Origin of the sequence: Paractinoplanes ovalisporus (assembly GCF_016834655.1) — a bacterium.
Taxonomy (GTDB): domain Bacteria; phylum Actinomycetota; class Actinomycetes; order Mycobacteriales; family Micromonosporaceae; genus Actinoplanes; species Actinoplanes ovalisporus.
Genome location: NZ_JAENHP010000011.1, coordinates 202,234 through 214,903, shown reverse-complemented (window position 1 = coordinate 214,903; position 12,670 = coordinate 202,234). Strand labels below are relative to the sequence as shown.

The 12,670-nt window shown below is 72.5% G+C and carries 6 protein-coding genes; 3 read left to right on the top strand and 3 right to left on the bottom strand.

Annotation, left to right across the window (positions count from 1 at the left end; genetic code table 11):
• The first annotated feature begins 25 nt into the window (after positions 1 to 25).
• On the top strand, positions 26 to 5,989 hold the full coding sequence (locus JIG36_RS29575) for a type I polyketide synthase (protein WP_203379661.1): 5,964 nt from the start codon (positions 26 to 28) through the stop codon (positions 5,987 to 5,989).
• Positions 5,986 to 7,179, top strand: coding sequence for a cytochrome P450 (locus JIG36_RS54260; RefSeq protein ID WP_203379660.1), 1,194 nt, complete (start codon positions 5,986 to 5,988; stop codon positions 7,177 to 7,179). The genes JIG36_RS29575 and JIG36_RS54260 overlap by 4 nt, the downstream gene beginning before the upstream one ends.
• Positions 7,180 to 7,241: 62 nt before the next feature.
• On the opposite strand, the gene JIG36_RS29565 is transcribed toward JIG36_RS54260, so the two are convergent.
• The 3 genes from JIG36_RS29565 to JIG36_RS29555 are packed head-to-tail and all read right to left on the bottom strand — an operon-like array spanning position 7,242 to position 10,018.
• Positions 7,242 to 7,442, bottom strand: coding sequence for a ferredoxin (locus tag JIG36_RS29565; RefSeq protein ID WP_203379659.1), 201 nt, complete (start codon positions 7,440 to 7,442; stop codon positions 7,242 to 7,244).
• 18 nt (positions 7,443 to 7,460) lie between these two features.
• On the bottom strand, positions 7,461 to 8,636 hold the full coding sequence (locus JIG36_RS29560) for a cytochrome P450 (RefSeq protein WP_203379658.1): 1,176 nt from the start codon (positions 8,634 to 8,636) through the stop codon (positions 7,461 to 7,463).
• A 14-nt stretch (positions 8,637 to 8,650) separates the two neighbouring features.
• Positions 8,651 to 10,018, bottom strand: a complete 1,368-nt coding sequence (locus JIG36_RS29555) for a glycosyltransferase (protein WP_203379657.1) — start codon at positions 10,016 to 10,018, stop codon at positions 8,651 to 8,653.
• Between the two features lie 90 nt (positions 10,019 to 10,108).
• Here JIG36_RS29555 and JIG36_RS29550 point away from each other — a divergent pair, with 90 nt between their 5' ends.
• Positions 10,109 to 12,667, top strand: coding sequence for a helix-turn-helix transcriptional regulator (locus JIG36_RS29550; protein WP_203379656.1), 2,559 nt, complete (start codon positions 10,109 to 10,111; stop codon positions 12,665 to 12,667).
• Positions 12,668 to 12,670: the final 3 nt, after the last annotated feature.

The following is a 12,670-nucleotide window of genomic DNA, read 5'->3' as shown; positions in this document are numbered from 1 at the left end:
CGTGCGGACCAGGAAGGGCCCTGACGTGCCGGACGACCAAGAAAAGCTCGTCGAGTACCTCAAGTGGGTCACGGCGGACCTGCACGAGACCCGGCAGAAACTGGAGCGGGCCGAGGCCGGCGCGCACGAGCCGGTCGCCATCGTCGGCATGGCCTGCCGGATGCCGGGCGGGGTGACCACCCCCGAGCAGTTCTGGCAGGTGGTCTCGGGCGACCACGACGTGATCACGTCGTTCCCGGGCGACCGCGGCTGGAACCTCGACGTGCTGGCCGGTGACGCCGGCGGGCACAGCGCGACCCTCCAGGGCGGATTCCTGTTCGACGCGGCCGAGTTCGACCCGGAGTTCTTCGGTGTCTCACCGCGCGAGGCCCTGGCCATGGACCCGCAGCAGCGGCTGCTGCTGGAGACCTCGTGGGAGGCGGTGGAACGGGCCGGGATCGACCCGCAGACCCTGCGCGGCAGTCGCACCGGGGTCTTCGTCGGCACCAACGGCCAGGACTACGGCCACGTGCTGATGATGAGCGGCGAGGACGTCGAGGGGCACGCCGGCACCGGCACCGCGGCCAGCGTCATCTCGGGCCGGCTCTCTTACACGTTCGGCTTCCAGGGCCCGGCCGTCACGGTGGACACCGCCTGCTCGTCCTCGCTGGTCTCGATGCACCTGGCGAGCCAGGCCCTGCGGGCCGGGGAGTGCACCCTGGCCCTGGCCGGCGGCGCGACCGTGATGAGCACGGCGGCCAACTTCGCCGGGTTCACCCGGCAGGGCGGTCTCGCGCCGGACGGGCGGTGCAAGGCGTTCTCCGACGACGCCGACGGCACCGGCTGGTCGGAGGGCGCGGGCATGCTGGTGCTGGAGAAGCTGTCCGACGCCCAGCGCCACGGCCACCCGGTGCTCGCCGTGCTCAAGAGCAGCGCGATCAACCAGGACGGCGCCTCGAACGGGCTCACCGCCCCCAACGGGCCGGCCCAGATCCAGGTCATCAAGGCGGCGCTGACCCGGGCCGGGCTCACCGCGGCCGACGTGGACGCGGTCGAGGCGCACGGCACCGGAACCGTGCTGGGCGACCCGATCGAGGCCCAGGCCCTGCTCGCCGCCTACGGGCAGAACCGCCCGGCCGAGGCCCCGCTGCGGGTCGGCGCGGTCAAGAGTCACATCGGGCACACCCAGGCTGCGGCCGGTGTCGCCGGTGTCATCAAGATGGTGCTCGCGCTGCACCACCACCAGCTGCCGCGCACCCTGCACGTGAGCCGCCCCTCGACCCACGTCGACTGGAAAGCGGGAGCCGTACGCCTGCTGACCGAGGCCGAGCCGTGGCCGGTGGGGGAGCGGCCGCGCCGGGCCGGCGTCTCGTCGTTCGGTGTCAGCGGCACCAACGCCCACGTCATCATCGAGGAAGCGCCGGCGACGCCGGAAACCACGAGACCAACCGTTTCCCGTACGCCGAAGGTCGTGCCCTGGCCCGTCTCGGCGCGCTCGGCGGCCGCGCTGGACCGCCAGATCGAAGCGCTGCGAGCGGTTTCCGCCGACCCGGTCGACGTCGCGCACTCGCTGAGCACCACCCGCACTTTGTTCGCGCACCGGGCCGTGCTGGCCGCCGGGCCGGGCGGCGCCACCGAGATCGCCCGCGGCGTCGCCACCCGCCGGCCCCTGGCCGCGCTCTTCTCCGGCCAGGGCTCGCAGCGCCTCGGCATGGGCCGCGAACTCTACGACGCCCACCCACGGTTCGCGGCCGCCCTCGACGAGGTGTTCACCCACCTCGACCCGAGGCTGCGCGAGGTGATGTGGGGCAGCAACCCCGGCCTGCTCGACGACACCGGCTGGACCCAGCCCGCCCTGTTCGCGGTCGAGGTGGCGCTCTACCGCCAGGCCGAGTCGTGGGGGATCGTGCCCGGCTTCGTGGCCGGGCACTCGATCGGCGAGATCGCGGCCGCGCACGTGGCCGGGGTGCTCTCGCTCGAGGACGCCTGCGCGCTGGTCACCGCCCGGGCCCGCCTGATGCGGGAACTCCCGGCCGGTGGCGCGATGGTGGCGATCCAGGCCGCCGAGAGCCAGATCGAGCTCACGCCCAACGTCAGCATCGCGGCGGTCAACGGCCCCGACTCGGTAGTCGTCTCCGGCGCCGAGGACGAGGTTCTGGCCATCGCCGCCAAGTTCGAGAAGACCAAGCGGCTCGCGGTGTCGCACGCGTTCCACTCGGTGCTGATGGACCCGATGCTCGACGACTTCCGGCACGTGGTCACGGGCCTCACCTTCCACGAACCGGTGATCCCGGTCGTGTCCTCCGGTGACATGACCGACGCCGACTACTGGGTGCGGCAGGTGCGCGAGCCCGTGCGGTTCGCCGACACGATCACCGGCCTGGTCGAGCGCGGTGTCACGGCGTATTTGGAAATCGGTCCGGATGCCACCCTGAGCGGTCTCGCGGCACAGAACGCCCCCGAGGGCGCGGTCGCCGTCCCGCTGCTGCGCAAGGACCGGCCCGAGGAGGACGCTCTGCTCGCCGGCCTGGCCCGGCTGCACGTCTCGGGTGTGCCGGTCGACCTCGCCGCCTACCTCGACGGCACCGGCGGCCGCGTGGTCGAGCTGCCGTCCTACCAGTTCGACCGGCAGCGCTACTGGCCCGCCGGTGGCAACGGCTTCGCCACCGACCCGGCGAGCCTGGGCGTCGCTCCGGCCGGGCACCCGCTGCTCGGCGCCGTGGTCACCGTGGCCGGCTCGGGCGACCTCGTGCTCACCGGGCGCCTGTCCACGACCGCGCAGCCCTGGCTGGCCGACCACGTGGTGGGCGGCTCGATCCTGTTCCCCGGCACCGGTTTCCTCGAGCTGGCCGTCCGCGCGGCCGACCTGGCCGGCTGTGCCCGCGTCGAACAGCTGACCCTGGCCGTGCCGCTGGTGCTGCCGGCCCGCGAGGCGGTCACCGTGCAGGTGCGGGTGAGCGACCGGCGGATCGGCATCTATTCCGAGAACGGCGGCGAGTGGGTGCAGCACGCGACCGGCGAGCTGGCCGAGGAGGAGCAGACCGGCACGTTCGACGCCACCGCATGGCCGCCGCCGGGCGCCGAGCCGATCGAGCTGGACGGCTTCTACGAGCAGCTGGCCGCGCACGCCAAACTCGCCTACGGGCAGGCGTTCCAGGGCGTACGGGCGGCGTGGAAGCGGGACGGCGAGGTCTACGCCGATGTGCAGCTGCCCGCGGCGGCCGGCGGCGCCGACGCGTACGGGATGCACCCGGCCCTGCTCGACGCGGCGCTGCACCCCATCGTCTTCCTGGGCGAGCAGAGCAAGGGTCTGCCGTTCGATTTCCGCGGCGCCTCGCTGCACACCACCGGCACCACCGCGCTGCGGGTGCGGCTCACCCCGCTGCCCGGTGGCGCCGTCCGGGTCACCGCGGTCGACTCCCGCGGCGTTCCGGTGGTTTCGGTCGAGGAACTGGAGATGCGCACCACGTCGGCCCGCGCGGCCGGCGCGGTCAACGCCTCGTTCCGGGTCGACTGGACCGCCTCGCCCGTGCCCGCGGCGAGCGTGCAGAGCAGTTGGGGTGTCATCGGCACCGACCCGCTCGACCTCAGCTTCAAGATCCATTCGGCTGGACAGACGGTTTCCGCGTACGGCGATTCCCTGTCGAGCGCCGGCAGCGGGCCCGACGTGTTCGTGGTGCCGCTCATCCCCGAACCCGGCGCCGACCCGGTCACCGCCGCGCACGCGCTGACCCGATTCGCTCTCGAAACCGTGCTGGAGGCCGTCAACGACGAGCGTTTCCGGGCCGCCCGGGTCGTGTTCGTCACGAGCGGCGCGGTGCTGCTGCCGGGCGAATCCGAAGTGGACCTGGCCGGAGCGGCCGCGGCCGGTCTGGTGCGCTCGGCCCAGTCCGAGAACCCGGGCCGGTTCCTGCTGGCCGACCTCGACCGGGCCGAGCTGAGCGCGGCGGTGCTGCCCCGGCTGCTCACCGGCGAGGAGCCGCAAGTCGCCGTCCGCAACGGAACCGCGTACGCGCCGAGGCTGACGCCCCTGACCGGCGACCGTCCCGAGCCGCGCGCCTGGGACCCGGAAGGAACCGTGCTCATCACCGGCGGCACCGGGGGCCTCGGCGCCGACCTGGCCCGCCACCTGGTGCGCAGTGCGGGCGTCCGTCACCTGCTGCTCGCCTCGCGCGGCGGTTCCGCCCCCGAGCTGGTGGCCGAGCTGGGCGAGGCCGTCACCGTGGTGGCCTGCGACGTGACCGACCGTGCGGCGGTCGACGCCCTGATCGCCTCCGTGCCCGCCGAACACCCGCTGACCGCCGTCATCCACACGGCCGGGGTTCTCGACGACGGCCTGGCCGCTTCGCTGACCCCCGACCGCATCGACCCCGTGCTCGCCCCGAAGGCCGACGGCGCCTGGCATCTGCACGAGGCGACCGCCGGCCTCGACCTGGCCGTGTTCGCGCTCTACTCGTCCGTCGCCGGCATCATGGGCGGCGCCGGGCAGGGCAGCTACGCCGCCGCCAACTCGTTCCTGGACGCCCTGGCCGAGCAGCGCCGGGCCCAGGGGCGGGCCGCCACCTCGATCGCGTGGGGCCCGTGGGAACCGTCGGCCGGCATGACCGCCGAGCTGAGCGCGGCCGCCCTGGAACGCATCGCCCGCTCGGGTTTCCCGCCGTTGACGGCCGCCCAGGGGCACGCCGCGTTCGATGCCGCCGTCGCCGGTTCCGAGCCCGCGGTGGCCGCGCTGAACCTCAGCTCCGGTGGCGCCCGCTCGGCTCAGGGCCAGGTGCCGCCGCTGCTGCGCAACCTCGTCAGCAGCGGCAGCCGTCCGGTGGTGCGGGCCGACCGGGCCGCGGCCTCGGTCCGCGACCGCATCGATGCCCTCGACCCGGAGGCCCGCACGGCGTTCCTCGAGCAGATGGTGGTCGAGACGGCGGCCAAGCTGCTCGGCCACGGCGACGCGGCCGACCTCGACCCCCAGCGCGACTTCCTGGAGCTGGGCTTCGACTCGCTCATCGCCGTCGAGCTGCGCAACCAGCTGGCCGACGCGCTGAGCCTGCGGCTGCCCACGTCGATCGTGTTCGACAGCCGCACCCCGGCCGCGTTCGCGCGGGTGCTGACCGACGAGCTGCGCCAGAGCCCGGGGGAGACCGCTGCCGTCACCACCGTCGCGGTGCCGGCCGGCGAGACCGTGCACGAGCTGTTCCAGAAGGCAGTTGCCGAGGGCAAGTCCCTGGCCGGTCTGCGGCTGCTCTCCGCGGTGGCCGCCCTGCGGCCCAGTTTCGAGTCGCCGGCCGAGCTCGAGGAGCTGCCCGAGGCGGTGACGCTGGCCGACGGCTCCCGCGAGCCCCGCCTCATCTGCATCAGCTCGCCCGGGGCCAGCGCGGGCGTCCACCTTTACGCCCGGATGGCCGCCCACCTGCGCGGCAAGCGTCACGTCTCGGCCCTGCCGCTGGTCGGGTTCGCCCCGGGGGAGCCGCTTCCGGCGACAACTGAGGCCGCGGGCCGGGTGGTGGCCGAGAGCGTGCTGCACGCCTCCGAGGGCGAGCCGTTCGTGCTCATCGGGCATTCCTCGGGCGGCACGCTCGCCTACTTCGCGGCCGGGATCCTCGAGAAGACCTGGGGCGTACGGCCGGAAGCCGTCATCATGCTCGATACGCTGAGCCTGCGCTACGACGACAGCGAGAACATCAACTTCGACGCGACCAGCAACAACTACTTCACCAGCATGGACTCGCCGGCGGTCAGCATGAACAGCGCGCGGCTGTCGGCGATGTCGCACTGGTTCGTGAAGATGACCGGCATCGGCGACGAGCCGACCGTGCCCAAGCTGATGATCCGCTGCGCCCAGGAGGCCGAGGGCACCGACTTCGAGACGGCGTCGAGCGTCGCCACGGCGGTGCCGGCCGACGAGGTCCGCGAGATCGCGACCCACCACATGGCCATGGTCATGGAGGACGCGGCGATGACCGCTCAGATGATCGACGAATGGCTGACCGACCTGACGCTTAGGAGCGCCGAGTGACTACCACCACCCATGACGAGCTGCCGCTCGTCACCCTCGACCAGCCGACCATCATGACGTTCGGCGACCTGCGGCTCGACCTGCAGAAGCAGGCCGGCGTCTGTCAGATCCGCACGCCGGCCGGGCACGAGGCCTGGCTGGTGACCCGGCACGCCGAGGTCAAGGCTCTGCTCAGCGACACCCGGCTCGGCCGCTCGCACCCCGACCCGGCCAACGCGCCCAAGTTCCTCAACAACCCGATGCTCGACATGCTCATCACCGACGCGCCGCCGGACGTCGAGCGCCACGAGCACATGAAGAAGCAGCGCCTCTACACCGGCAGCTTCGCCGCCCGCCGGGTCCTCGACCAGCGGGCCCGGGTCGAGGCGATCGCCGAGCGGATGATCGACGACATCCTGGCCGGGGAGCAGCCGGCCGACCTGCACGGCGGCTTCTCGATGCCGTTCTCGCAGGCCGCGCTCTGCGACATGATGGGCATCCCCAGTGGCGACCGGGTCGAGCTGCTCAGCATGATGGACCGGGTCGGCAACGTGAAGGACGAGGGCGACTCCTACGTCGGCATGGACACCCTGTTCGGCTTCGCCATGCGGATCGCGACCCAGGTGCGAGCCGAGCCCGGGGACAACGTGGTCTCCCGGTTCGTCGAGGCCGGCCTGCCCGACCAGGAGATCGCCACCCACATCGTGGCGCTGCTGTTCACCGGGCTGTCCGGGCTGGCCAGCCACATCGACTACGGCATCACGCTGTTCCTGCGCAACCCCGACCAGCTGGCCCTGGCCACCGCCGACCCCGACGTGATGGCGAAGGCGGTCGAGGAGGTGCTGCGGGCCACCATCGGCTCGCCGGTGCTGCCGCGCTACGCCCACGAGGACATCGAGATCGACGGGAGGACGATCCGGCAGGGCGAGCTCGTGATGATCGACTTCTCGCTGGCCAACTACGACCCCCGGGTCTTCGAGGAGCCCTTCGCGTTCCGCGTCACCCGGTCGCCCAACCCGCACTTCACCTTCAGCTACGGCATGCGCCACTGCACCGGGGCGCCGCTCGTGCGGATCGTGCTGCACGTCGCGTACAGCACGCTGTTCCGCCGCATTCCGACGCTGAAGCTGGCCGTGCCCTACGAGTCGCTGCACCGGCACCCGGGCGGCCGCCTGGCCGGCGGGCTGGCCGAGCTGCCGGTCTCCTGGTAGACGTGAACGGAAATCGGCCCGGGGCAACCGCCCCGGGCCGATCTCTTTCCACGAGAGGGAATTCAGTCCTCGACGACCGTGATGGACTGCGACGGGCAGATCATCGCGGCCGTGCGGGCGTCCTCCAGATCCTCGCCGTCGGGCTCGCCGTTCAGCACCACCACGAAGCCGTCCTCGTCCTGGTCGAACAGCTTGTCCGCGGACAGCACACACTGCGCGGCGCCGATGCAGCGGTCCCCTTCGATCTCAATGCGGGCTGCCATGGGTAGTTCCTCCGTTGGTTACCAGGTGACCGGCAGGGCGTGCAGTCCGTACAGCACGCCGTCGTACTTGAAGGGCAACTCCTCGACCGGCACCGCCAGCCGCAGCGTGGGCACCCGCTCGAACAGCGTCCGATAGGCCAGCTCCATCTCGACCCGCACCAGGTTCTGCCCGAGGCACTGGTGCACGCCGTAGCCGAACGCGACGTGCGCGCGGGCCGAGCGGCTCGGGTCGAAGTGGGCCGGGCAGGCGAACTGCTTCTCGTCGTGGTTGGCCGAGGCCATCAGCGGCACGATGCCCTCGCCGGCCTGGATGAGCTGCCCGCCGACCTCGACGTCCTCGACCGCGACCCGCAGGGCCACGATGTCGGCCACCGAGTGCAGCCGCAGCAGCTCCTCGACGGCCCGGTCGTCGCCGATCCACTCCGGGTTCTGCAGCAGCGTCACCGCGCCCAGGGCGATGTTGTTGGCCGTCGTCTCGTGCCCGGCGATGAGCAGCAGCATGGCCACGCCCGACAGCTCCTCCAGCGAGAAGACGCCGTTGGCGATGAGCCGGCTGAGCAGGTCGTCGCCGGGGCGCTTGGTGCGCAGTGTGATGAGCCGGTTGATGTAGCGCAGCAGGTGCTCGCTGGCCCTGTCACGCTCCTCGTCGGTCGACGTGATGGTGACGAGCACCTTCGTCTTGGCCTCGAAGAAATCGCGGTCGACGGGCGGCACCCCGAGCAGCATCGAGATGACCAGCGACGGCACCGACAGGGCGAAGTCCTCGACCAGGTCGGCATCGGTGCCCTTCGCCAGCATGGCGTCGATGCTGCGGTCGACCACGTCCTGGATGGCCGGGCGCAGCTCGCGGATGCGCCGCACGGTGAACTCGGGGATGAGCGCCTTGCGGAACCGGTCGTGCTCGGGCGGGTCGAGCGAGACGAACCAGCCCGGCACCTCCTTGGCCGACGGCACCCCACCGGTCTTCAACGGGCGCGGAAAGCCCTCATGGGTCGGGTCGGAGCTGATCCGCCGATCGGTGAGCACCATGCGGACGTCCTCGTGCCGGGTCACCAGCCACACCGGCGCCCCGCTGGGCAGCACGGCCCGGGCCAGTCCCTCGCGGCCGCGCATCTCCACGTATTCGGGCGGGGGGAACGGTTTGCCCGGCCCGCGCAGCAGGAAGGGGACGGCGTCCTGTTCGGTCGTGGACATTTCGGGGGCCTCCGTCAGACGTTGGCGGGCGCGGCGAGGAGCTCGGTCACGAGGTCGGCGGCCCGGGCCCGGCCGCCGGCGGCGAGCTGGAGCTGGCCGAACATCTCGGCCCGGGCCCGGAAGGACTTGCCGGTCAGCACGCGGGTGAGCTTGTCGACCACGTCGTCCGGCCGGAACGTGCGCGGGTCGTCCAGGGTCAGGCTCACGCCCAGATCCTGGCCCCGGACGGCCTGGTCGTAGCAGTCGACCCAGAGCGGCCGCATCACCATCGGCTTACCGAAATAGAGGCTTTCGTGGTACGCGTTCCCGCCGCCATGGGTGAAGAAGAGTTTGACGTTCGGGTGGGCCAGCACGTCGAGCTGCGACGGCACCCAGTTCTCGACCCGCAGGTTGGCCGGGCGCTCGGCGGGCAGGAACCGTTGCTGGTCGGTGGGCAGCTTCCAGAGGAACTGGTGTTTCGGCATGCGCCGGGCCACCTCGACCAGCTGTGCCACCTCGGCCGGGGTGAGCCGGGTGATGGTGCCGAACCCGAGGTAGACCACCGAGGGGTGCTCGTCCAGCCAGTCGTTCAGCTCGCCCGCCTCGGCCTGGGGCAGCGGCGGGACCAGGGCTCCGACCGTACGGAAGAAGGGGGGAAGCTCGAACGGGTAGTCCAGCTCGGGAATCGAGTAGTTGAGGACGAACTCGGCCTTCTCCACGCGCGTCATCTGACCGGTCGCGGCCTCGTCGATGCCGAGCTCGGCGCGCACGGCGGCGTCCTCGGCGTTGCGCTGCCGCATGGTCGAGGAGAGGAACAGGGTGAGCATGCGCCACCGGAACAACCGGTTGGTCAGCCGCTGGGTCAGGCTCATGCGGTTCGAGAAACCGGTGTGGGGGACGGGAAAGTCCTTCGGCGTGTACGACTTGCCGACCGGCACCAGCGAGCTGACTGCGTTGCTCGGGATGAACGGGTTGCTCAGCACGTACGGGATCCGCTTGGTGATGGCGAGCTGGAAGCCGTACAGGCACATGCTCTCGACCACCATGAGCGCCGGCCGGATCTGCTCGACGGCCTCCTCCAGGCGGCGGTACTTGGCGGCCAGCAGGCGCGGCACGAAGGTCTTCTCGATGACGGCCCGGCGCGCCTTGAAGCGTGAGCGCTGGGTCACCGCGGCGTAGGTCTCGTCGTCCCAGGTGACCGACGACAGCTCGGAGATGACGTCGCCCAGCGGGACGAACCGCGCACCGGTGGCCTCCACCTCGGCCTTACGGTTGTCGTCGGTGGCGAAATACAGCTCCTCGACGCCCCGGCGCGACAGCTCCTCGGCCAGCACCAGCATGGGGTTCAGCAACCCGCTCTCCGGCATGCTCACGAAGAGAACCGGCCCGCGGTGAGTTGTCATGCTTGCATCCTGGCGTCCGGAAGTCCGGAAGATTCCTAGTCTTGCCGCTCGTAGTCTGCCGACAGCGCAGACCAGGAGTGGAGGGCGGGCATGACGTCCGGATTGGCGGAACGGGAGCCGCAGTGGGCCGAGCTGGAGCGGCTCGCCGCCCTCGCACGCACCGGCAAGGGCCAGGTCGCGCTCATCGGCGGCCCGGTCGCCACCGGCAAGACGGCCCTGCTCGACCTGTTCGCCGAACACCTCGAGGCGACCGGCTTCACCTGGCTGCGCGCGATCGGGGCCGTATCCGAGCGGGACCTGCCGTTCGGCGTGGCCGCCCAGGCGATCGGGCCCATCGCCGATGAACCCGGTGACGACCGGCCGCGGGCCGTGCAGGCGCTGTGCCAGGCCATCCTCGGCCGGGCCACGCGCGACCGGCCGCTGCTCGTCACCGTCGACGACGTCCAGCACGCCGACGAACCCTCCCGGGACTGGCTGCTCGCCTGCATCCGCCGGCTCCCCGGCGTGCCCGCGCTGATCGTGCTCACCGAGGCCGCCGCGCCCCGGCCCGGCGCCACCACGCTGCACACCGAGCTGTTGCGGCACCGCCACAGCACCCGGCTCACCGTTGCGCTGCTGAGCGAGGCGGCCGTGGGCGACCCGGCCGCTTTCCCGCTCACCGGCGGCAATCCGCTGCTCGTGGAGGCTCTGCGCGAGGGCGAGCCGGCCTATCGGCAGGCCCTGCTGAGCTGCCTTCACCGTTGCGGCCCGGACGCGTCGGAGGTGGCGCGTGGCCTCGCCGTGCTGGATCGCTTGCCGGACGACGCGCCGGAGGACGCGACCGCCCTCCTGACCACGGCCGGGTTGCTCCTCGACGGCCGTCTGCGGCACTCCGCGATGCGCGAAGCGGTGCTGGCCGGGATGGTGCCGGGGGAGCGGGCCGACCGGTATGCGGCGGCTGCCCGCCTGCGCCACGACCAGGGCGCCGAGCCCTCCGAGGTGGCGGCCCTGCTGCTCGAGGCGGACCGGGCCGACGGCCCGTGGGCGGGCGCGGTGCTGGCCGAGGCAGCCGAACAGGCGCTGCAGCGGGAGCGGGTCGAGGACGCCGTACGGTGCCTGGAACTCGCCCGCACCTTCGCCGAGGGCGCCGGACGGGCCGCCGCGGTCGCCCGGCTCGCGCGCGCCGAATGGCGGGTCCGCCCGGCCGGCGTGACGCGCCACCTGCCCGAACTGATCGCGGCCGAGGCGGCCGGAGAGCTGAGCCGACTCGACCGGGTGAGCCTGGTGCGGCTGCTGCTCTGGTTCGGCCGGCCCGACGAGGCCATGCCGGTGCTCGACCGGCTGCGCGCGGCCACCGAGCCGGAACGCCTGCACGCCTTGGAACTCTGGCTGGCCGCGACCCATCCCGGGCTGGCCCGGCCGGGAACCCTTCCACACTCCGGTGAGGAGACCCCGGGCTCGGTGGCGACCGACCGTTCGACCGCCGCGATCCTCGCCGTGCTGGGCCGGGGCGCGACGGAACCGGCAGTCGCCGAGGCCGAGCTGATGCTGCAGTCCGCCCGGGCCAGCGACGGCCTGGTCTGGGGCGCCGAGGTGGCGGTCAACGGCCTGCTGGTGCTGCTCTACGCCGATCGGATCGACGAGGCCCGGTCCTGGTGCGACAAACTGCTCGCCGAGAGTCCGACCGCGCCGATCACGGCCTACCTCACCGCCGTACGGGCCGAGATCGCGCTGCGCCGAGGTGAGCTGAGCGCAGCTTGGCAGGACGCCACAACCGCCCTCGATTTGTTGCCCCTGGCCGGTTGGGGTGTCGCCGCGGGCCTGCCGCTGGGGGGCGCGATCGTCGCCGCGACCCGGCTCGGCCGAGCCGAGGACGCCGCGCGCCTGCTGGCCGAGCCGGTGCCCGATGCCATGCTGCAGAGCCGCTGGGGCGTGCACTACCTGCACGCGCGGGGCGAGCACTATCTCGCGACCGGGCGTGACTACGCGGCCCTGGCCGACTTCCTGTCCTGCGGCAAGCTGACCGCCGAGTGGGGGCTGGACGCGCCTGGCCTGGTGCCGTGGCGGACCAGCGCGGCCGGCGCCTGGCTGCGTAAAAGCGAGAACCGGGCCGAGGTGCGGCGCCTGCTCAATGAGCAGCTGGCGCGGGTCGGCCCGGGACCGTCGCGCATTCGTGGGGTGGCGTTGCGGCTGCTGGCCGCGACCAGCCAGGCCCACAGCCGCCCGCAGCTGCTGGCCGAGGCGGTGTCGCTGTTGCGTGACTGCGGCGACCGTTTCGAGCTGGCCCGGGCGCTGGCCGATCTGAGCCGCGCCTATCGGGGCGTGGGGCAGCCGCGCCGGGCCTCGCCGATGGCCCGGCTGGCGGCCGAGATCGTCGAGGAGTGCGGCGCGGCCGTGCTCCGCGACGAGGTGATGCCGTTGCGCACCGGTCTCGAAGCCGGCGCCGGGGGAGCGGACCCGAGGGACCGGCTGGCCTCGCTGACCGAGTCCGAGACGCGGGTGGCCGCCCTGGCCGCGAGCGGCCTGACCAACCGCGAGATCGCCGCGAAGCTGCACATCACCGCGAGCACGGTCGAGCAGCACCTGACCCGCGTCTATCGCAAGCTGCGCGTGCGGCACCGGCGGGAACTGCCGGCCGACCTGTTCGCGCACCTGCCGGTGGCGGCCTGAGGC

Excerpts from the sequence above, each read along its gene's own strand:
- JIG36_RS29555 (WP_203379657.1), bottom strand. The coding sequence starts at position 10,018 with ATGACAACTCACCGCGGGCCGGTTCTCTTCGTGAGCATGCCGGAGAGC.
- JIG36_RS29560 (WP_203379658.1), bottom strand. The coding sequence starts at position 8,636 with ATGTCCACGACCGAACAGGACGCCGTCCCCTTCCTGCTGCGCGGGCCG.
- JIG36_RS29550 (WP_203379656.1), top strand. The coding sequence starts at position 10,109 with ATGACGTCCGGATTGGCGGAACGGGAGCCGCAGTGGGCCGAGCTGGAG.
- JIG36_RS29565 (WP_203379659.1), bottom strand. The coding sequence starts at position 7,442 with ATGGCAGCCCGCATTGAGATCGAAGGGGACCGCTGCATCGGCGCCGCG.